This is a genomic window from Calditrichota bacterium (assembly GCA_013112635.1).
GTDB lineage: Bacteria > Calditrichota > Calditrichia > Calditrichales > J004 > JABFGF01.
This window is the reverse complement of the sequence record JABFGF010000002.1, coordinates 558,479-580,189: the sequence shown is the minus strand read 5'-3', so window position 1 is coordinate 580,189 and position 21,711 is coordinate 558,479. Positions and strand designations below refer to the sequence as shown.

The window sequence follows — 21,711 nt, the reverse complement described above, 5'->3', positions numbered from 1 at the left end:
AATTCGTGCTCATTGTAGATAAAGATTTTGGGTTATTTGGGGTCTAACTTTTTTGAAGGGAAAAAAGGATGCAGATAATTAAACTGATTGTTTTAACTGCTATGATTGTGGGTTGTAGTCAAACACATAAACAAAAAACTATGAATGAGCTGACAAAGGATAGTCAAACTCTTTTAAGATCCAATTTAGAGTTTCTTGCCTCCGATGAATTGGAGGGTCGCGAAACAACAAAACGAGGAGCACGAATTGCTGCACAATATATTGCCAGCCAACTAAAACAATATGGCGTAAAACCTTTTGGTGATGATGGTACATATTTTCAAAATTTTGATCTTCAAAGCCAACGTTTTCAACCAAGCTCTAAATTGGTTCTTTATAATAATAAAAAAGAGAAGTCACTAACTTTTATAGATAATTTTGTGCCGATTTTGGCTGGAAAAACAATTGATAATTCTCAAATGGTTTATCTAAAATATGGAGTTACAGATTCTATTTCAAATTATGATGACTATGCGGGAATAGATGTGAAAGGTAAGACCGTCGTCTGTCTTTCCGGTGTTCCTGAAGGCGATGAGGAATTTAAAAAAAGAATGGGTAACAAACATTGGGGGCGATCAACTACAAAAACAAAATGGGCCAAAAAGAAAGGCGCTGTAGCGGTTTTTATCCTCTCAAGTACATATTACATGAAGCGATGGGAACGGTACAGTAAATATTTCTCAAAGGAAAGAATAGGTCGCATACGGGAGGAAAATGAAGAAGCAATTAGCGCTGCTTGGTTGGATAGTGTAGCAATTAAAGACTTGTTCAACCTGGGAAACATAACATATACCCAATTATATGATACGCTAAAAGCAGGATATATAAAACCTGGTATGAACTTAGGATCCGTCTCGATGGAGATAAAAAAAGAGTCAAAAATAGTTAACGCCCGCAATGTTGTTGGTATAGTTGATGGTAACGACAAATCATTGGATAATGAGCTTGTAACTGTTGGGGCACATTACGATCATGAAGGAATAAAAGGGGGCAAAGTTTATAATGGGGCAGATGATAATGGCTCCGGGACAGTTGCCATTTTAGAAAGCGCACGTCAAATGTCTGCAACAAAATCAAACAAACGTCCAATCGTTTATGTTTTCCATGCAGCTGAAGAAAAAGGGTTATTAGGGGCTTATTATTTCACAAATCATTTTGAAAGATTTGATGATGTAATTGTAAATATAAATATGGATATGGTTGGCCGGGGTAGTACAGATACTATTTTTGCTGTTGGTTCAGGTATGATAAGTAGTGAGTTTTTTGACATTGTAGAAGAAGCTAACAAAGAGTCGGCAAATTTCGTTTTTGATTATACCCTTGATGATGAAAACCACAAATCAAGAATATATTACCGAAGTGATCATTGGGCTTTTGCAAAGAAGGGGGTACCTGTTGTTTTCTTTACAATCGATGGCCATCCTGATTACCACAAGCCGACAGATGATGTCGAAAAAATCAATTTCCCAAAACTAGATAAAGTTGCCAGGCTGGCTAGTCAGATTGCTTTAAAAGTTGCAAACCTGGATCATAAGCTGATTGTTGACAATGCTAAAATTACAGGAACAAATAAAAAGAAAGAAGAACAAAACAGTCCAACGCAATAAGCCAAATGTAATAATTTTAATGAGATGCCCGGTTACGCCGGGCATTTTCTTTTTTTAACTCTTTGTTTTATCCTTGTAATATTTTATAGGTATTTTCTTTAAAACAAACCAACAGGCGTTATGATTAGATTAATTCAAATAATGACACTCACTTTTCTTTCTTCAATAAATTTATGTGCACAGGAAAGTGAAAATCTAAAACTAATGATGAGCCTGCTTAATCCTGATGAGGATGCTCAACTGACTGCGGCAATAGCGTTGGCCGAAAAGCATGATATCTCCTTAGCTGCAGCTTTTATTGACGTGTTGTATTTCAAAAAATTGTCTGACGAGTCATTTGAGCAATTGAAAAAGCTGACCCACAGAAGGTTCGACAAAAAATGGCCAAAATGGATGGAGTGGTTAGGGCAGCAGGATATAAAGAACAGTTTAGATTACATGAATTTTAAACGTTTTATGTTAAGCACTGTCGATCCCCAATTCAGTTCATTTTTAAATCCACGTTTTCCAAGCCATATTCGCTGGGATGAAATTGTTTGGGGTGGCGCAGAAAAAGATGGTATCCCGGCTTTAGATAATCCATTGATGATTAAGGCAGAGGCTGCAAGCTATGTTGATGATAATGAATCTGTTTTTGGTTTGGCAGTAAACGGAGAGTTTCATGCTTATCCACTGCGTATTTTTAACTGGCATGAAATGATCAACATAGAAATTGGTGGAAAAAGCGTTTCGATATCTTATTGCACATTATGCGGTGCTGCAATACCGTTTGATACAAAAGTTGATGGGCGTGTTTTTACTTTTGGTTCTTCGGGATTATTATACCGCAGCAATAAATTAATGTACGATCGCCAAACAAATTCATTATGGTCGGCTTTTGAAGGTAAACCGGTAACAGGTTTAATGGCCCAGCAGGATGTAAAACTAAAAACCTATCCCATTGTTAGAACAAGCTGGCAAGAATGGAAAACAAAACATCCCAAAACACTCGTCTTAGATATTAACACGGGGCATACAAGGAATTACGGTCGTTTTGGCGGTCCTTACAATGCTTACTTTCGAAGCCCTAGAACCATGTTTCCAATCTCCTGGCGGGATTATAAATTGGAGGCAAAAGAATGGGTTTATGGTATTCACGTTAAAGGAAAATCCAAGGCCTATCCTATAAAACTTTTTGAGGAAAATCAGTTAATTCAGGATTCATTTGGCGGGATTAACTTTGTTTTCATTGGAAATGAAGACGAATTAACCGTTCGCGTTTATCAAGCTGAAGATCAATATTTTTCGATGACAATGGAAGGCGTTCTAAAGGACCAATCCGGGAAAAACTGGAAAGTTTATGAAGACAGTCTGGTAACAGACGATCATTCTAAAAAGCTTAATCGTTACCCAGGGCATCTTGCATACTGGTTTGCCTGGTATCAGTTTTTTATGGATACGGATGTTTATGAAGCAAGAGAGAATAATTAATAAACTTATTAAATATATAGAATACAATTTTTGTCATAAATTCCATATATTTAACAGACACTTTAGTAAAGGAATCTATTTTTGTTAGGGGGAAAGAATGAGTGAGAAGATAAGTTTTACAAAACAGATCGGCTTTTACAAAGAGTTAAAAACCAGGGTGAATGATTATTTTACAGAAAACAAAATTACTCAGACAGGTGGCTGGAGAATTTTTCTTAAAGGCACAATAATAATTGCTATGGTGATTACATCATATATATTACTTGTTTTTTTTACAAGCTCCTGGATAATGGCTATTGCATCCGCTTTTGTTCTGGCACAGGGATTTGCATTGATCGGTTTTAATATTATGCACGACAGTGTTCACGGCAGTTTTTCGAAAAATAGAAAGCTTAATAAAACGCTTGGTTATACTTTGGATTTGATTGGTGGTAGCCAGAGGTTGTGGTACCATAAGCATAATATTCTGCATCATACCTATACAAATATTGCCGGGATGGATACGGATTTAGACTCCGGTGGATTGCTTCGTTTAAGCCCGAATGAGAAATGGCGGCCTTGGCACAGATTACAGTTTCTTTATGCATTTCCAATGTATAGTTTGCTCACACTTTCCATGATTACATTTACGGATTTTCAGAAATTCTTTAGCGGACACATTGGCCCCTACAAAATGCCAAAACCAACTGCCGGCGAAACGACCATGTTTTTTATGGCCAAGGTTTTTTACTTTTTATACACGTTGGTAATTCCAATGTTTTTTAATCCGGTTCTTTACGTTATTGGTGGATTTATTCTTGTACATCTGATTTTAGGTTTCACTTTTTCGATTGTATTCCAACTTGCCCATACAGTTGAAGAAAATGATTTCCCTGTTGTTGACGAAAAAAGCGGCGCCATTGAAAATGAATGGGCTGTTCATCAGGTTGAAACCACAGCAAACTTTTCGCCCAAAAGCCGGTTAGCCAACTGGTATCTCGGTGGCCTAAATTTTCAAATCGAACACCATTTGTTTGCAAAGATAAGCCACGTACATTACCGCAAAATAAGCAAAATTGTAAGTAATGCTTGTAAAGATTTTAATATCCAGTACACTTCATATTCCAATATTTTTAAAGCAATTATGATACATTGGAAATGGCTTTATACAATGGGTAAAAAACCTGTTGCTGTTCAATCAAAATAGCTATAAAAAAGATGAACACACTAAAGTCGCTATACAAAACATCGCTTTCTTTGCTTACCGATTATTACCAACTAAATATGGCTTATGGTTTTTGGAAATCGGGCAAAGCCGAAACAGAAAGTGTTTTTGGCCTTTATTTTCGTAAGAATCCATTTAATGGTGGATTTACCATTGCTGCAGGATTGGCCAATGTAATTGATTACATGCAGAATTTTAAATTTTCTGAAGACGATATCGCTTATCTGGCAACATTATCAGAAGAAGATGGATCACCCGTTTTTGAAAAAGCTTTCCTTAATTATTTAACCAACTTAAAATGCACCTGTGAAATTGATGCCATCCCTGAGGGGACGGTTGTTTTTCCGCATGAACCGCTTTTAAGAATTCGCGGCCCCATTATTCAGGCTCAACTTCTTGAAACGCCTTTACTCAATCTGGTTAACTTCCAGTCATTAATTGCCACAAAAGCAGCTCGGGTTTGTATATCTACGCAGGGCGAACCTGTTTTAGAATTTGGTTTACGACGCGCACATGGAATAGACGGTGGATTGGCTGTTAGCCGGGCGGCATATATAGGTGGTTGTGCTGCGACATCAAATGTTTTGGCCGGTAAAGTTTACGATATTCCTGTGAAAGGTACGCATGCACATAGCTGGATTATGACTTTTGATTCTGAGATGGAATCTTTTGAAGCGTATGCTAAAGCAATGCCCAAAAATTGTGTATTTCTTGTTGATACTTATGATACAATTGAAGGCATTAAAAACGCCATTGAAATGGGTCGAAAATTGCGAAATGAAGGCCATGAAATGCTTGGCATCCGGCTTGATTCAGGTGACCTTGCCTATCTGAGTATTGAAGCACGCAAAATGCTGGATGATGCCGGTTTTGAAAAGGCAAATATCTATGCCAGCAATGACCTGGATGAAAACATTATTCAAAGCCTGAAGGACCAGGGGGCCAAAATAAATGTCTGGGGCGTAGGGACAAAGCTTGTTACAGCTTACGACCAGCCGGCCCTTGGCGGCGTGTACAAACTATCGGCGCTTAAAAATAATAATCAGTGGAGTTATAAATTAAAATTATCAGAGCAGGCAATAAAAGTTTCAAACCCAGGTATTCTACAGGTACGCCGTTATAGTGATTATGGAGAATACGTGGGCGATGCTATTTATGATACTCGTCTTGGAATTACAGAAGACTGCACCATTGTTGACCCTATAGATTTTACACGTAGAAAAAAGTTTGATAATACAGCTTCCCATAAAGATTTATTAATACCGGTTTTTAAAAATGGGGAATGCGTTTACGATTCTCCGGATATTCATTCGATTCGCAAATTTGCACAAAAAGAACTTCAATCTTTTCATCGGGGAATAAAACGTTTTGTTAACCCGCATCAATACCCGGTTGGTCTTGAAAAGAATCTACACGACTTAAAATCCAAACTCGTTTTAAAAGCACGTGGGCTAAATAACCAAAACTCCTAGAATAACAAAACGGCCAAGTTAGTTTAAGATAATATATCTTAATGGGATTAATTTTGTATAGGTTTATTGTTTAATCTAACCAAAACAAATTATGGCTGATTTTAGTACATCAATTTTAAAAACCCTGTTTTTTTTGACCTACAGACAACAGGATTTCTACTTAACGATATAATCATAAAAATAGTAAATCTCTTAAAAAATTTATAGGAGATAAAAATATGTTAGCAACCGTTTCTGCTTCCGCTTTAAATGTCCGCTCTATTCCAAATATTTCCGGTCAAATCCTTGGCGTTTTAAACGAAGGCTCTGTTGTTGATGTTACAGAGGTTGATAACAATTGGTTGCAAATCCCATTTAATGATTCAATTGGGTTTGTTTCAAAAATATATATGGAAATTCAACCTCAAGTTTCTAAGCTGTATGGATTTGTAAATACAGCCCTTTTAAACGTAAGGGATGTACCAACTGCATCGGGATTAATTTTAGGTACTCTATTTAGTGGAACAAAAGTTTCTATTGTTTCACAAATTCCTGATTGGTTGGAAATAGAATTTAATAACGGCATCGGTTTTGTACTTTCTAAATATGTAGATCTTTTTGCTCAAACAAAATCATATCAAGCTGATGTTATTGCAGCCACACTTAACGTAAGACAAAAACCAGATAAAAAAGCACAGATTTTGGGGCAGGTTAAAAATGCTATGAAACTTACAGTTGAAGCAGATATTGGTGCCTGGAGTGAAATATTGTTTAACGGATCCAGCGCGTATGTCTTCAATAAGTTTCTGAAAAGAATTGAACCTGATGAAGAACAAGGTAAAATAACTGTTGCAGATAACGCTGATGAAGAAAATGAGACCAAACCTGAAGTTGCAGAATCTTTAACTGATAAATTGCAACCGTTACAAATACTTCCGGTTTCCGGGACATCTGAGCAAAAGAAAGTGGCGATGACCTGGAACAGATATGGTGGTTTGCTTAACCGGCTTAGCAAGAAAAATGAAATTGATGTCGCTTGTGCTGTTGCAGTTTTATGTGTAGAAAGTTCAGGAAAAGGATTTGAGCAAAACAATGATAATCGGATGATAATTCGTTTTGAAAACCACAAGTTTTGGAAGTATTGGGGAAAGAAAAACCCTGCAGATTTCCGTAAGCATTTCCAATATAATTCTGATAAAGTTTGGACGAAGCATAAATGGCGAAAAACTGAAAACGAGGAGTGGCAGGGTTTTCATGGAAACCAATCCAAAGAATGGCAGGTTTTTGAATTTGCGCGAAGTATTGATGCAGATAGTGCAATGCTTTCTATAAGTATGGGAGCACCACAAATAATGGGATTTCACTTTGAACGGATTGGCTATCAATCCATAAAAGAAATGTTTAACAGTTTTGCCACAGATATTTCAGCACATATTAACGGATTGTTTGATTTTTTCTCTGATCCGATGGTTAGAAAATTAAGATCACTTGATTTTGAAGGTTTTGCAGCCGGATATAATGGCAGCGGCCAAAAAGTAAAATATGGAAAATGGATCGAATCACATTATAAATCTTTTAAACAAATCAAAAGCTAACAGATATAAATGAAGAACCTAACCCAAAGGGGGCACCTATGAGTGTATTTTCTTTTATAAGCAGCATATTTGAACCTGCCGTAAAACTTGTTGATGAACTTCATACCAGCGATGAAGAGAAATTGCAAATGCAGGCACAGATAAAAAAAGTAGAGAATGAACTACTTGCCAAAGTGATTGACTATGAGAGCCAATTGCTTGAAAATAAAACTAAAATTATAACAGCAGAGGCAACGGGGCAATCATGGCTGCAAAGGAGTTGGCGCCCGATTACCATGTTAACATTTTTGGTTTTGGTTGTGCTGGATAGTTTTGGTTGGTTGGCAAATCCTTTAGCTGATGAAGCCTGGTTATTGCTGCAAATTGGCTTGGGTGGATATGTCGCCGGTAGATCAGCAGAAAAAATAACCAAACAATACATGGGTTCAAGAACAGCAGATCCTGTTTCAAACAATTCAGCAAAAGGATAAACTTTCATGGGTAGTGTTTTTATAAAAAAAGAAAGGAATAAAAATGGGTTCAAAAAAGAAACCAAGTATTGTCCCGACTCCCAATGGGCCATATTTAGTAAAAAACCTGGAAAATTTTGCCAATCAAAAAGGGTTGATAGAATCTAAAGAAACAATGGCTCTTTGCAGGTGTGGAGGTTCAGCCAATAAACCTTTTTGTGATGGGACTCATGCTAAACACGGATTTTCATCTGCAAAGCTTGAGGGTCGTATCGAAGACAAAAGAGATAATTACAAAGGTAAAAAAATTACCATCCATGATAACAGGGGTATTTGCGCCCATGCCGGTCGTTGTACAGATGGACTTGCAGCGGTTTTTCATTTGAATGAAGAGCCATGGATTCATCCTGATTCTGCTTCTGTTAATGAAATTATAGAAACAATACAAAAATGCCCATCCGGCGCATTAAGCTATTCCATCGATGAAAAAGAACATCGTGACCGGGAAGCCGAACCATCAATTTTTATTGCTCCAAACGGTCCATACGTAGTTTCCGGAGGTCCGGAACTGCTAGATACAAAACGCGCTGAAGGAGCATCAGAAGAGCACTTTACTATGTGCCGTTGCGGTGGTTCTAAAAACAAGCCTTTCTGCGATGGAACCCATTGGCATAATAATTTTAAAGATGATAAAAATTAAAGAATAAACCGAAAAGGCGATTTCAATAAAAAATCAACTTTCTATTTTCCCGATTCTTTTAGTTAATTTTATAGGCACTCTTGGCTACAGCATTATATTACCTTTTCTAATTGTTTTGGTAATCAAATTAGGTGGTAATGAATTAATCTACGGTATAATGGGGGCAACCTATTCATTCTTTCAACTTATCGGTGCTCCAATACTCGGGAGGTGGTCTGATAAGTTTGGCAGAAAAAAAATCCTTTTATTAAGCCAGGTAGGAACCTTTCTTGCCTGGATATTATTTATTATAGCTCTCCTTATTCCAAACACAACCCTGATACACATCGACTCTTCATTTGTTGGAGTTTTCATCTTAACAATTCCCTTACTTCTCTTGTTTGCAGCCAGGGCATTGGATGGGATTACAGGCGGAAATGTATCTGTAGCAAATGCATATTTAGCTGATGTAACTTCAGATAACGACAGAAAAAGCAATTTTGGCAAGATGGCTGCATCTGCAAATTTAGGATTTATAATTGGGCCGGCTCTTGCAGGAGTTTTGGGTGGAACCATTTTGGGTGAACTTCTTCCGGTTATTATGGCAATGATGATATCTTTGATAGCAGTATTTGTTATTGCATTCAAAATGCCCGAGTCCAACCCATGTGTTTTATCCAAACAGCTGGATGAAAAGAGAATTAATAAGGTTTTTGGTCAGGAGCAGAAAGAGTGCTACAAACTAGAAGGCGCCGAAAAGGCAACATTAAAAAATATACTTAAACTAAAAGATATCCCATTAATACTGATTTTATATTTTCTCATTTTTCTGGCATTTAATTTTTTTTATGTGGCATTTCCCATTCATGCAATACAAAGCCTCGATTGGAGTCTTTTAAAGCTTGGGATTTTCTTTTCATTGATCGGGCTAATTTTAGTTTTGGTTGAAGGTCCTCTATTGAATAAAATTTCAGGTAAGTTTTCTGATGGGATCCTAATTATTTTTGGTAGCATTTTGTTAGGGTTAAGCTTTTTTCTTTTTCTAAACAAAAATGAGGTTTACATATTTATTGCGGTGCTGTTTTTCTCATTGGGCAATGGTTTAATGTGGCCATCATTTTTGTCAATTCTCTCAAAAGTTGCCGGAGAAAAATATCAGGGTGCAGTACAGGGTTATGCCAGCAGTACAGGCAGTTTGGCCAGCATTATTGGTCTTATTACCGGTGGGATAATATATGGTCTTATCGGCATTTCAACATTTTGGATCCCTGGAATATTAATGCTGGTTATTTTTGTACTTGCTTTTAGGTTATTGTTAATTGATAAAAAAACGCATAACAACTAAAGCAAAAACTTCAAACTAAATGCTGTGTAGAAACCATCGGAATAAATGGGCAGTAAGGCTTTACGCATAGCGTAAGAAAAATCCAGTTCCATAAAACTAAAATGCAACCCACTGCCAATTCCAAATAAAAAAGTATCTTTTCCACCAACTGCCATGCCGGAACGCAAAGGAAGCCATTTGAATGGTTTGTACTCTGCACCGGCTCCAATCCGTGGTACAGTAGAATTTCCAAAACTATTGTTTAAGCCCTGATGCCAATCAGCAGTTAAAGTTAAATTATATAACAATCGTAAACGGACACCCGCACGCATTATTGTTGGTAGGGGTGTGGAAAATGATTTTCCCTGTGTTTTCACTTCTGTCGTATAACTTGTGTCCTGTCCGGATTCTGCGAACCAGTAAGTTGAATCGATCCGGGAATAATTGACAGTTTGTGGATTTCCATCCCAATTGATTTTTGCAAATAGATTACTAAAACTTAAAGAGACGTGCCAGGCACGAGCGAAACGGGTGCTTATTCCAAAATCGAGACCAAAACCTTTCCCTGCTAATCCGTTGGTGGGATCAGACGTGCGTGCTTCAACATCTGTCTGATACCGAAACATCTCTTCACGGGACTCCAGACCACCTGTATCGATTCTTTGCATATTTACGGATGATTGTTGCGATTGGGCCACAGCAAGTCCAAGGTAATAGTTAAGGTTTACTCCAAATGAAAGATGCGAAAAAGTATATTTACGCCGATCCAGTTTTATCATATAACTATAAGCAATTGAGTTTTTGATAGCGCTGTAAAACGAAGCATCAAGAACATCTTTTTCTGAAAAGGAGTAATCACGCTCAAAGGTTTCGCCAAATAAAAAAATCTCAAGTGGTTTGCCGGCTTTAATGTTTGCATTACCGCTGCTAATAAACTGAATCCCAAATCCAAAATTACCACTAACAAATCCTAAAAGATTTGTATTGAGATCCATTTCCAAGCCTAATCCCTTCCCTGAGAACAGATCAATTATTTCATGACGGTCATTTTTACTCCATCTTCCATTGTGTCCTGCATCGGTAAAGTATGTATTATAATCGCTTATTGATAAACCGCTCGATAACGCAGCGTTGATTGCAACAAGGTTTAATTCAAAATTACTTGCCCTGTACATGGAAAGATTGGCAGGATTCCAGGCGATGGCATTTATCCCACGGCTATGCGCAGAATAATTTCCCGCCATTCCCAAACTTGCTCCATCGAAAGTTTGAGCAGATAAAAGTTGGAAACTGACGATCAAGATTATAATTATATTTTTCATAGTTTTCCTACATTTCGATAATTTTGTCAATCGTCTTTTGGTAGGAATACTCTCCTGAGTATGATCGCAGTAATAAAATATTTTTTCTGAGAATCTTCGCTGTCAGAGACAGCTCCTACCTTAAAAATCATCCGGATCCATATCCACGTCAAAATTTAAAATGGTATCAAAGCGTAATTGATCGCTGCTGCGAAAACGTACAGGTTTTTCTGTGCTGCCAACAGAAACCTTTGCACCATAATAAAGCGGGCTTTGCTCAAAAATAGCAATCTGACTATTGTTTAGCCTCAGGATATGTTCTCCGTTCTTTGTACTGTTTACAAACCCGGCAGCATTTGTGCCTGCTGCAGTTATCTGGCTATATAAAATTACTTTTTCGGATGAGTCCGCAATCTCATCTGAAAAGAGGTTTGTTGAATCTACGCTGAGATAAAACTTAAAATCAGATCCGATGGGCATGTTATTGGCGCTGAGAATTATAATAGAAACCTCCGTGAAATTCTTTGAGATTTTCTCACGTTTCTGGGGGCTAATCTCACTGTCGCTGATGGTTTCTTTCTTGTTTGTGTAAACCAATGGCTCATCAATTTGTACGGTAAACGGAGAATCAATCGTGTAATCTACCCAAACCTTATCGCTGTTCCGGACAGAGCCTTCCCCCTCGATTACTGCCCTGCCCGTCACGATGATCTCATTTGGCATAATTGCAATAAGATCAACGATAGACGGTGTGCTGCTCGATTTGTCTAAAACTACTGAGCGGCTTTGATTGGATTGTCCACCACGTTCAATTTCTTCATTCATTTTTAAAGAAACAGAATCTGTAATTATGTTTGTAACAGGATCACGATGATAGCCGGTTACTGTCATATCCATGGAAATATCAAAATCAATTTCATTGTGAAAATTAAAAGTGAGCGATAAATCGGGTAGCTTAAATGAGCCTTCAAAATTTTCAAGCTGGAAAATATTTTTATTTTCAATAGGTGTTATCACCATTTCCATGGGTGAAATATTTCCGGTTAATGATTTGAAATAGAGTGTGTCCATTTGCATGGTTACGGAAACCTGGTCTTCAGCTCCAAGCCATACATGGTCAGTAGTGGCATGTGTCTGGGCGTTAATGTTATAAACAATATTCTCAATGTAAGAACCATCCTGGATTTCGTTTTGCATTAAATACCCGGCCAGGTCAACCTGTATTGTTTCGCTAGATTGTGCAGCTACAAATTTTGTTGTCACAAGAGCGGTGCTATTTTTATCTGTAAAATTTGGGAGCTCAATTTCAATATCACTGGAAATATTCATGCTGTTTTCAATAAACAGATTTATTTTGCCATTATCAATTTCAGCAGTACGGATAGAATGATCATCCATATTAACGGGGGCGGTGTTAATACGGATGATACTTTGCCCGGGAATTTTCGCCAGGGCGCGGTTAACACGGACCGGGGACATAATAACTTCCGTAAAGAAGTTGCTATTAAGATCATCCTCGCTCAAGGTTATCACGCTATCCGTTCCGGATAAAGGAATCCGGTAATATAATTGAAGTTGATTTGAAATATTTTTTCCTGCCAAATCAATGGTATTACTTTCTAATGATGTTTTAGGAGGAATTGGCGCAGTAAATTTTATTGTATCAATCAGGCCACTATCAGGATCGTTAATTCGCTGCAGATCGAGAAGTACGATTTGCATTCCACTTTCAATACCCAAAATAAGGTTATTATGGAAAACAACGCTAAGTGTAGCCGATTCAATCTCTAATTGTTGAAATTCATCAAAGGTTGTTTCTCTTGGGTCGGGTGTTATCAATCGTGGCTGAATAATGGGAAAAGGTATTCCGACTTGTGGATTATAATCAGAGAATATATCAGAAAATGAGCTACCCTGAGAAATTTTGGGCGTTGGTTGTGAGACTTCAAAAATGCCCAGCTGGTTTGCAAAAGATTGGTCTTCTGTTTTTACACTCAAGTCACTCTTTGCTATTTGCTGAGCTTCAGAAGTATCAGAGATATTAACAAAATATGTTTCTTCACCCGAGGCTGCATCCAGGCTGCCACTGATCGTTGAATTGTTAGCGAGCAGCTCGGAAATTTTTATCACATCGCCTTTAAGGTGAACTTCCCATGATGTGTCCCACTTGGGTAGACTTGGATCATTTATAGTACAGCTGATGAAAAGTGTACCCATGATGAGAAAATAAGACATCCTTGTCATTTTTCTCGTCCTTGATTTATTTTTCTCTTATAGTTTTAGTTATCGGAATTTATATTTTTAAAATAACCGTGATTTTAAGAAGGGTGGTAAAAAAAGGGTAGTTTTCTTTAGATAAAAATTGGCACTAAATTTTAGAGGTTAGCTAAGTTATTAAATTTTAAGGAGAAAGAGGCTTTGGGTTAGTTATAAAAAAAGTGATGGGAATTTAGGCAGTAAAAAAAGTTCGGCCAGTAAATGACCAAAACGGCCCTTTTTTTGTAAAAATTAATAATTTATTGCTAGGAAAATTTAAAAATAATATTTGAAAGGGTGTTTAAAATTTCGACACTTGGTTGTCGATTAATTACGATTATAGATTTTTCCAGCTAAATTCTTCAGGACTAAACCCTTCCTGTTTTAATAGTGCGTTTAGGTTATTTATAAGTTCGTCTAGATTTGGCAACAAATCTCCTGAATTGTTAAGGATATCTCTAATATTTTCACTCATTGAATGCGGTATCTTTAAACAATTGTTTTGTACAAATGGAAGAATCTTTTTTTCTCCGGGATGCGGGATTTCGTTTAATGCAAAAATAATATCAAAATAGCTGGCAAAAAAAGCCGCAATCCTGTGATTGATACTTACAATGTCATTGCGGTCAATTGCCTTATTAATCTGGTTATAATAGGACGGGATTATATTTCTTAATAAGGGATAGTTTTTTGTAATGATTGCTTCTTTTAAATGTTGAGGAAATGGGATTTTAGATTTTGATTGTAATTGGGAAAACCAGCCGGATCGGTCGAATAGGATTTTGGAATTTAAGATTGTATGCCAGAAACAGGTGGAGTATCCGATCGAGGCTTTATGCTTTATGAGCAAATTTTCCAATTGATCTTCAATCCATTTTTTATCCCAGTAAATCATATCAATTTCAATACCGCTTTTTTTATGGAACCATTCATCCCCATCATCCCAAAAGGTAAGCCCAATATTTGCTTCGCTTGCCCCAAGGTTCTGAACAACATCTTTTCGAAATTCCGGTGGTACTCGTTGATCTGAATAAACATATAGATCAATATCCGAATGATGATCAATAATTTTGCCTGTTAACGAACCGCCCAAAATAACAGCTTCAACAAAATCTAATTTTTTAAAATAAAACAATATCTCTTCTGCCAGTTTAAGATGATTTGAATTCTGAGGCATTTGTATAATCCAATTTTTAAATATTTTAATTGATATATGGAAGGTTAAAGAAAAACAGACTAAAAAGAAATCCATTTTGGAAAACAGCTTTATTTGGAAAGCGGGCTGATAATTTTGTATTTTGCCCAGCTTTTAGAATAGAAAAATATATTGAAAGAATTAAAATGAAAAATATAGAATTGTTAATGCCGGCCGGCGATTTTGAAAAAATGAAGTATGCATATGCTTTTGGCGCAGATGCAGTTTATATGGGCATCCCAATGTTTTCTTTACGGGCAAGGGAAAATGGGTTTAAACGTGACATAGTAGTTGAAGCTGTTAAGTATGCCCACTCGCTTGGCAAGAAAATTTATGTAACCGCAAATATACTTCCGCATAACCACAAAGTTGGGCCATTTATGAAATATATCGGGCAGCTGCTTGAGCAATGCCAGCCCGATGCCTGGATTATGTCTGATCCGGGAATTATTATGATGACAAAGGAAAAATATCCTGATCAGGAAATTCATCTTTCAGTGCAAGCAAATACTGTAAATTATGCCACAGCAAAATTCTGGGAAAAAATGGGAGTCAGCCGGATTATTCTATCACGTGAACTTTCAATCAAAGAAATTAAAACGATCCGGGATTATTGCCCCAATCTTGAGCTGGAAGCATTTGTTCACGGCGCAATTTGCATCGCTTATTCAGGACGCTGTTTAATTTCAAATTATATGTCTTACCGTGATCCAAACCAGGGCACTTGTTCGCACTCATGTCGCTGGCAGTTTAAAATGTACCAGAAGGAAGATAACCAACCGGCAGATTGGTTGAATGAAGCGCAGGCAGCCGGGATTAATCCTGCAATTACGCAACAGGGCGATGAGTATGTGCCTGTAAAAGGAGATTACTATTTGCAGGAAACCGAGCGTCCGGGTGAGTTTATGCAAATCGATGAAGATGAAAACGGCACCTATTTAATGAACGCGCGTGATTTATGTGGAATTGAGTATTTGGAAGAATTGCGAGAAGCAGGTGTTGATAGTTTTAAAGTAGAGGGCCGCAATAAATCCCTTTATTATGCTTCAACAATTGCCCGTGCTTATCGTGGGGCTATTGATGATATGAATGCCGGTAAACCTTTTAATCCGGATCATTTAACAGATGTATTTGCCGCATCCAACAAGGGCTATGTTGCAGGATTTTTAAAAGGAAATCCGGGACGCTCCGCTCAAAAGTTTGATGGAACCCGCGCTGAGCAAAAGTGTTTTCGTTTTTCCGGGATTGTGCGTGAATATGATGATGAAAAAAAGATGATGAAGGTGGAACCCCGCAATCCGATCCGACCTGGAATGGAATTGCAATTAATGGAAAAAAATTCAACAACTTCTTTTCGTGTTGAAAAAATCTACAATGAATATATGCGTGAGATTGAAGCAATCCACGGCGGAGTGCATTATTGCTGGATACCTTATCCGGAAAAGCCTGAAGAATTTGCCTTGCTTCGTGAGCAAACAGAAGAGTTTAATCCACATGAGGTTGGGTTGAGCAATGTTGATTCTGAAAATTGTGGCGATAATTGCAACTGCGGCTAATCTGGGAGTAAAAGATGGCAGATTTTGAAATACTATTTAATAGTATTACCAATAAACTTTCTTCTGAGAACGAAAATGTAGAAGCGGGAAAAATGATGTCTTCACCTGGAATAACATATAAGGGCAAAGTATTTTCTTTCTATTATAATGATAAAATGGTATTTCGTCTGGGCAGGGAATTTGATATTGAAAAAACGGGTGTATCAGAATTTGAATTATTGAACCCTTTTAAAAACAAGCCCCCAATGAAAGACTGGTTTGTAGTTTCAGGCATGTATCAATCAAAATGGGAAATGTTAGCTCTTCAGGCCTTAAATAAAATGCAAATAAAGCTGGATGCATCAAAGTAATCTTATCCTGCTAAATCATCTTTTAGCTCATCTTCAGTTAAGCAATATTTTCTTTGCAATGCACAAATTACAATTTCCTCCGCGGTTGCCATATCCATTTTTGAAAGGTTAATCACCAGATCATAATTAGCCGGGTTGTCAATTTTTTCAGAGAAGTAGCGCTGAATAAAGGAGCTCCGTTTTGCTTCTTCTTTCTTAAGCTCTTTTTCAGAAAGTGGTTTTGGCTCTTGGTGGGATAAGTTTCTTAGGCGATCTTTTAAGTCTTCCACGATCCTAATTTTAAATGCCATATTATCAGAAAGAATAAAATTTGCACCTCGCCCAATTATAATTGCGTTGCTGTGTTTTCCCAAAGTAACAAGAGTTTTTGCCAGATGGTTCAGATACATTTCGTTGCTCATCGTTCGTCCATCCATTAAAGTAGCCAGCAAAGTGTCCATCTCATTACGGGTTTTTTCATCAAAAAGCTCAACGATATTTTTGCGTATTTTGGAATTTTTAGAAATATAATCAACAATTTCTTTGCCATAAATTTTCCATTTTAAACGCGCAGAAATACGTTCAATTAATTCACCGCTGCGGCTCCCAACTTCCCTGGAGATTGTTATATTGGGATATAGTCCTGTCTTTTTTGCTTGAGATTTTTTGTGGGATTTTTGCCATAAGTTCATTTGGCGTGACAGTAAATCTTCAATCGGTACCTGTTTATTAATTTTAAACATAATGCACTTCACAGATTTGTTTTGGTGGGTCTTTAACTAAATGTACAAAGTAAGTTTTGCGAGTACAAGCAGTTTGTAAATGGATTAGAAACTATTTGGTGTGGAGGTGATAAAATCCCTGAGTTTCTGTTCTACTTTTTTTCCATAATGTCAACTTTATCGCCAACATTCAATCTGCCATTATTATGATGAATTAAGTTTTGGCCAAAGATAACACCACCCAACGGAGAAATGCGATAAGTGGCCAGTGTAGCAAGCGGCTCTTTGGAGGTAGCCAGTGAAGATTGATCAATTGTTGTGATAGCACAACGCACACATGGTTTAACAACTTCTAAAACGATGTCCCCAATTTTTATTTTTTGCCAGCTATCTTCTTCATATGGGCGGCATCCTTCAACAACAATATTTGGACGGAAGCGGTTCATCGGAATTGATATTTTTAAGCGACTGTTTAAATCATTTAATGATTCTTGCGAGATAAGCAAAAATGGATAACCATCGGCAAAACCGGTTTGGTTATTTTCTGCAAATGCATAACCCGGGTCTAATTTTCTTTGAAACAATTTTTCCATCATTACCAGTTTACATGGAGATCCTAAATATTCAGAAAACCAATCAGTTGCCTTTCTTCCCTGATCGATAGCCTGGCACTGGTCTCGCCAAACCATAACCTGTTCATTGTTGCCAATATCTGAAAAGACAATTGAAAAAGGAGGCATGCCCGGTGCTTCTAAAGAAAGATTGTTTTGAAATACTTTAGCCTGGATCAATGCCAATTTGTGATTTTCACGCTGTGATATAAAATTATTGTTGTTATCTACCACCATAAATATACGATCGTTTTCAATACCGCGATTTGAAAGATTGGCCGAGGTTAATTCAATCCCGGCGCATGATTTTATGGGGTAGTAATGTAAAGATTTAATCCTCAAAATATTGTTCTCCTTGCTTGTGGATTGAAGAGAAAAATTGTTTTAAAAATTTTTAGACAAAAAAGTCTTTAATTGTATTGATTAAATTTAAATCACTTGTTACCTTTTTTAGCTGAAAGCATTTAATAATGAAAATCAATATTAACTAAAACTATAGTTTTAACAAAAGGAATTTAAATGAGCGTATTAACAGCCAAAGAAGCCCCGGATTTTACAGCCCCTGCAGTATTGCCAAACAACACAATTGTTGAAGATTTCAAATTATCGGATTTGCGCGGAAAACCTGTTGCTCTGTTTTTCTGGCCTATGGATTTTACATTTGTTTGCCCAACTGAAATTATTGCACACGATCACCGTTTAGCACAATTTAAAGAAAGAGGTGTTGAATTGGTTGGAGTTTCAATTGATTCTAAACACACACACTTTGCCTGGAAAAGCACAGATGTAAAAGCTGGCGGGATTGGCAATGTTCAATTTCCGATAGTCGCTGATGTAAAACATGAAATTACCCAAGCTTATGGTGTTGAGCACCCTGAAGATGGAGTTGCAATGCGCGCCTCATTTTTAATCGATAAAGACGGGATTGTCCAGCATCAGGTAGTAAATAATTTGCCATTAGGACGTAATGTAGATGAAATGCTTCGTATGGTTGATGCGATGCAGTTTCATGAGCAGCATGGTGAAGTTTGCCCTGCAGGTTGGCAAAAAGGTGATTCTGGAATGGAAGAAAATGCTGCAAGTGTTTCCAATTATCTTGTTGAGAATGCAGAAAATCTGTAGTAAAAATAAAATTTATTATAAATTATATAGACTGTCAGGTTTTGGCAGTCTTTTTTTTTAACATTTTTAGAAAGAAAATATGGCCTCAGCTTTTGCACATGCAGTTTCAGCAATTGCACTTAAAGAAACAGCATATTCTGAAAAAACTAAAAAGAAGCTTATTATCTGGGCTATTGTTTGTTCTATTCTACCGGATGCAGATGTTATTGGTTTTAAATTTGGCATTGATTATGCCCATTGGCTTGGGCATCGTGGTTTTAGTCATTCAATCTTTTTTGGATTGTTGAACGGATTCTTTATTTCCCTGGTTTTTTTCCGGGAGTTTATCCCCTTTAAAAAGGACTTTTGGAAAATATCACTTTTCCTTGGGTTTGTTACAGCCTCGCATGGTGTATTAGATGCAATGACCAGCGGTGGGTTAGGGATTGCTTTTTTCGCCCCTTTTGATAATACACGTTATTTTTTTCCATTTCGTCCAATCGTAGTTTCACCCATTGGTATCGGGAATTTTTTTTCTGAATGGGGCATGCGCGTTTTGATAAGCGAGTTTATTTGGGTTGGTTTGCCTTCGATCATATTAGTTTTTACTGCAAAAGGATTACGCAGGATATTTAAATTTAAATAATTTTTTAGAAATTTTATAAATCTGAATTTAGTTTTGTCTTGGACTTAATGAAGAGAATTAAAGATTAATGTTTCAACAAATATGAGGTTTATATGTCAATAGCATTTTATAATGTTTTACATGTCATTGGGATTATTATGCTTTTTTTAGGGATTGGAGGCGCAATTGTACGTAGCTATCTGGCGCAGGATTCTCCCGGTCTCGAAAAACTGGTTTTAATAAACCATGGAGTTGGGTTGTTATTAATTCTGATCGCCGGCTTTGGTCAGTTAGCAAAAATTGGTATGCAATTTAGCAGTTGGGTTGTTGTAAAAATTATTATTTGGTTATTTATGGGCAGCCTGATAATGTTTATAAAAAAGAAACCGGAACTGAAATCAGTTTGGTGGTATGGCGCCTTGGTTATGGGCGGCCTTGCTGCATATCTTGGAATTTATAAGCCGTTTTAATATTTCTTGTCCTTCCGGGTTTTAAAACCCGGAAGGTTTTTCCCCCACCCACTTTTATCTTGTCAGAGCCGGGTTGTGCAGGATATAACCGTGGGCATCGTTGCGGTACTTGCTTTTTAGTTTTAAAGTATCGGCCGGCATAACGGACATGAAACCAAATTTTTCACGCAACTCATCAATGGCGCTGTTAAGCGATTCTTTACGTGATTGTTCGCTAAATAAAAAATGCTGATAATTGTTTGGCCGGATATTGGTTGCCGAAACTCCAACATGGCGGATTCGGATACGGCGTAAGGTCATCTCATCAAAAACAGTTTGCACCATTCGGAACATTTCGCCGGCATCATTGGATGGATGAATCAGGCTTTTGCTGCGGGCGATGCGTGTAAAATCGGAATAGCCCAGTTTTACGCCAAGGGTTTGGCAGTTCAGGTTTTCTTCCCGTAATTTGCGACCAATACGCTCAGTAAGGTATTGCAGGCTGCCGCTTATCATTTTGCTGTCGGCAGTGTCTTCGGCAAAACTGGTTTCGCGACTAATTTGGCGGGGGATAATTCTACGCTGAACTTCACGCTCATCAATGCCATGAGCCATTTTCCAGATGGCAACGCCGTTTTTACCAAAAAGTTGTTCTACAACTAATTTGGGTAGTTTGGCCAGTTGACCAACTTTAAAAATATGCAGATCGGTTAATTTCTCTTTGGCGACACGCCCAATGCCCGGCAAATGATCAACAGCCAAATCATGTAAAAATTCCTGCTCATGTTCCGGGGTAATTTGCAGTATCCCGCGTGGTTTGTGCAGGCCGGAAGCGATCCGTGCAACCATTTTGCTGCTGCCAACCCCAATCGATACACTAACCCCAACGCGCTGGTCAATTTCGTCGGCAATCATGCGTGCCACATAACATTGTGAGGAATAAATATGTTCAGTACCGCTTAAATCGAGATAGGCATCATCCAAAGAAGTAAACTCTACGCATGGTGTGTACTTGAGATACACTTCCTGAAAAACATCCCCTACGGCACGGTAATGTGCATAATCGCCTTTTAGGAAAATAGCATCCGGGCAAATAGACTTTGCTTTTACCAGTGCCATTCCGGTTTTAATGCCACGGGCACGCGCCTCATAACTGGCCGTATGTACCACGCCGCGTTGATCGGCAATACCACCGACAATAACCGGTTTACCTCTTAAGTGGGGATTAAAGCCCTGTTCTACCGAAGCAAAAAAAGCATCGGCGTCTATATGCATTATTATTCTATCTTTTTTCATTACTTTTTTTGACCGGATCAATAGGATGGACCGAATATTTTATTTTTATTTTCAATACATAAACCAATTTTGAAAATTATTCCCGATTTGTTGTAAGGTAGTTCACGTACTTTTCGCTTTGTCTCCTGTTATCCTGTATATCCTGTCAAAAATTCTCAGCCTTCCAGGCAAACACGTGCAATTTGCCACTGTAGGTTAGAGTCATCAAAAAGCAGTTCCACATAATCGGAGCTATCGGCGCGCAGGGAAAAATGATATTGCTTGGTATAACCCTGGTGATTAACCCAATTGCCGTTCCACTGTTTTACTTTGTAAACCCGGCCGTTCCATTTAAACCGTAAGGGGCGCAACTTGCCATCTTTAAAGTGAGTGATGACTTCGATGTCTTCAAATATGTCTTCAAACTTCATCTAAGTACTTCCATGTGAAACCATTTATAATGTTACAAACGT

20 protein-coding genes are annotated in these 21,711 nt (G+C 37.5%); 13 read left to right on the top strand and 7 right to left on the bottom strand.

What is annotated here, in order from left to right; translation table 11 throughout:
* Nucleotides 1-68: 68 nt before the first annotated feature.
* From HND50_07665 to HND50_07630, 8 genes are all read left to right on the top strand, one after another.
* Nucleotides 69-1,646 (top strand): M28 family peptidase, encoded by a 1,578-nt coding sequence (locus HND50_07665; protein NOG45091.1) that lies wholly within the window; start codon nucleotides 69-71, stop codon nucleotides 1,644-1,646.
* A gap of 120 nt (nucleotides 1,647-1,766) precedes the next feature.
* Nucleotides 1,767-3,116 carry a DUF3179 domain-containing protein gene (locus HND50_07660; GenBank protein ID NOG45090.1) on the top strand — a complete coding sequence of 450 codons (1,350 nt, stop codon included), beginning with the start codon at nucleotides 1,767-1,769 and terminating at the stop codon, nucleotides 3,114-3,116.
* A 97-nt stretch (nucleotides 3,117-3,213) separates the two neighbouring features.
* Complete coding sequence (locus HND50_07655; GenBank protein ID NOG45089.1) at nucleotides 3,214-4,302, top strand: acyl-CoA desaturase; 1,089 nt, start codon at nucleotides 3,214-3,216, stop codon at nucleotides 4,300-4,302.
* An 11-nt stretch (nucleotides 4,303-4,313) separates the two neighbouring features.
* A complete protein-coding gene (locus tag HND50_07650) occupies nucleotides 4,314-5,792 on the top strand; it encodes a nicotinate phosphoribosyltransferase (GenBank protein NOG45088.1) in 1,479 nt (492 codons plus the stop codon).
* Between the two features lie 218 nt (nucleotides 5,793-6,010).
* Nucleotides 6,011-7,366 (top strand): DUF3380 domain-containing protein, encoded by a 1,356-nt coding sequence (locus HND50_07645; protein ID NOG45087.1) that lies wholly within the window; start codon nucleotides 6,011-6,013, stop codon nucleotides 7,364-7,366.
* Nucleotides 7,367-7,404: 38 nt separating this feature from the next.
* Nucleotides 7,405-7,836, top strand: coding sequence for a hypothetical protein (locus HND50_07640; protein ID NOG45086.1), 432 nt, complete (start codon nucleotides 7,405-7,407; stop codon nucleotides 7,834-7,836).
* 43 nt (nucleotides 7,837-7,879) lie between these two features.
* On the top strand, nucleotides 7,880-8,515 hold the full coding sequence (locus tag HND50_07635; protein NOG45085.1) for a hypothetical protein: 636 nt from the start codon (nucleotides 7,880-7,882) through the stop codon (nucleotides 8,513-8,515).
* Between the two features lie 19 nt (nucleotides 8,516-8,534).
* Nucleotides 8,535-9,839 (top strand): MFS transporter, encoded by a 1,305-nt coding sequence (locus HND50_07630; protein NOG45084.1) that lies wholly within the window; start codon nucleotides 8,535-8,537, stop codon nucleotides 9,837-9,839.
* On the opposite strand, the gene HND50_07625 is transcribed toward HND50_07630, so the two are convergent.
* The 3 genes from HND50_07625 to HND50_07615 all read right to left on the bottom strand — a co-directional run bounded on the left by HND50_07625 (nucleotide 9,836) and on the right by HND50_07615 (nucleotide 14,552).
* On the bottom strand, nucleotides 9,836-11,140 hold the full coding sequence (locus HND50_07625; GenBank protein ID NOG45083.1) for a hypothetical protein: 1,305 nt from the start codon (nucleotides 11,138-11,140) through the stop codon (nucleotides 9,836-9,838). The genes HND50_07630 and HND50_07625 overlap by 4 nt on opposite strands.
* Before the next feature lie 120 nt (nucleotides 11,141-11,260).
* Nucleotides 11,261-13,363 (bottom strand): hypothetical protein, encoded by a 2,103-nt coding sequence (locus HND50_07620; GenBank protein NOG45082.1) that lies wholly within the window; start codon nucleotides 13,361-13,363, stop codon nucleotides 11,261-11,263.
* 349 nt (nucleotides 13,364-13,712) lie between these two features.
* Nucleotides 13,713-14,552 (bottom strand): DUF4037 domain-containing protein, encoded by an 840-nt coding sequence (locus HND50_07615; protein NOG45081.1) that lies wholly within the window; start codon nucleotides 14,550-14,552, stop codon nucleotides 13,713-13,715.
* A gap of 164 nt (nucleotides 14,553-14,716) precedes the next feature.
* Between HND50_07615 and HND50_07610 the strand changes: the two genes are divergently transcribed.
* Together HND50_07610 and HND50_07605 are read left to right on the top strand one after the other, a co-directional pair.
* Nucleotides 14,717-16,126 (top strand): U32 family peptidase, encoded by a 1,410-nt coding sequence (locus tag HND50_07610; GenBank protein ID NOG45080.1) that lies wholly within the window; start codon nucleotides 14,717-14,719, stop codon nucleotides 16,124-16,126.
* A 14-nt stretch (nucleotides 16,127-16,140) separates the two neighbouring features.
* Nucleotides 16,141-16,476: a hypothetical protein gene (locus HND50_07605; GenBank protein NOG45079.1), complete on the top strand. Its 336-nt coding sequence runs from the start codon at nucleotides 16,141-16,143 to the stop codon at nucleotides 16,474-16,476.
* Nucleotides 16,477-16,478: 2 nt separating this feature from the next.
* Here the strand turns inward: HND50_07605 and HND50_07600 are convergent, their stop codons facing one another.
* Nucleotides 16,479-17,198, bottom strand: a complete 720-nt coding sequence (locus HND50_07600; protein ID NOG45078.1) for a cytidylate kinase-like family protein — start codon at nucleotides 17,196-17,198, stop codon at nucleotides 16,479-16,481.
* 131 nt (nucleotides 17,199-17,329) lie between these two features.
* A complete protein-coding gene (locus tag HND50_07595; GenBank protein ID NOG45077.1) occupies nucleotides 17,330-18,130 on the bottom strand; it encodes an MOSC domain-containing protein in 801 nt (266 codons plus the stop codon).
* Between the two features lie 177 nt (nucleotides 18,131-18,307).
* Here HND50_07595 and HND50_07590 point away from each other — a divergent pair, with 177 nt between their 5' ends.
* The 3 genes from HND50_07590 to HND50_07580 all read left to right on the top strand — a co-directional run bounded on the left by HND50_07590 (nucleotide 18,308) and on the right by HND50_07580 (nucleotide 19,984).
* A complete protein-coding gene (locus tag HND50_07590) occupies nucleotides 18,308-18,910 on the top strand; it encodes a peroxiredoxin (GenBank protein NOG45076.1) in 603 nt (200 codons plus the stop codon).
* A gap of 79 nt (nucleotides 18,911-18,989) precedes the next feature.
* The gene (locus tag HND50_07585) at nucleotides 18,990-19,535 is read left to right on the top strand and encodes a metal-dependent hydrolase (protein NOG45075.1); all 546 of its coding nucleotides are present in this window, start codon (nucleotides 18,990-18,992) and stop codon (nucleotides 19,533-19,535) included.
* Between the two features lie 92 nt (nucleotides 19,536-19,627).
* On the top strand, nucleotides 19,628-19,984 hold the full coding sequence (locus HND50_07580) for a hypothetical protein (protein ID NOG45074.1): 357 nt from the start codon (nucleotides 19,628-19,630) through the stop codon (nucleotides 19,982-19,984).
* 54 nt (nucleotides 19,985-20,038) lie between these two features.
* Here the strand turns inward: HND50_07580 and dinB are convergent, their stop codons facing one another.
* Together dinB and HND50_07570 are read right to left on the bottom strand one after the other, a co-directional pair.
* The gene (gene dinB, locus HND50_07575) at nucleotides 20,039-21,259 is read right to left on the bottom strand and encodes a DNA polymerase IV (protein NOG45073.1); all 1,221 of its coding nucleotides are present in this window, start codon (nucleotides 21,257-21,259) and stop codon (nucleotides 20,039-20,041) included.
* A 155-nt stretch (nucleotides 21,260-21,414) separates the two neighbouring features.
* Nucleotides 21,415-21,669, bottom strand: coding sequence for a hypothetical protein (locus HND50_07570; protein NOG45072.1), 255 nt, complete (start codon nucleotides 21,667-21,669; stop codon nucleotides 21,415-21,417).
* Nucleotides 21,670-21,711: the final 42 nt, after the last annotated feature.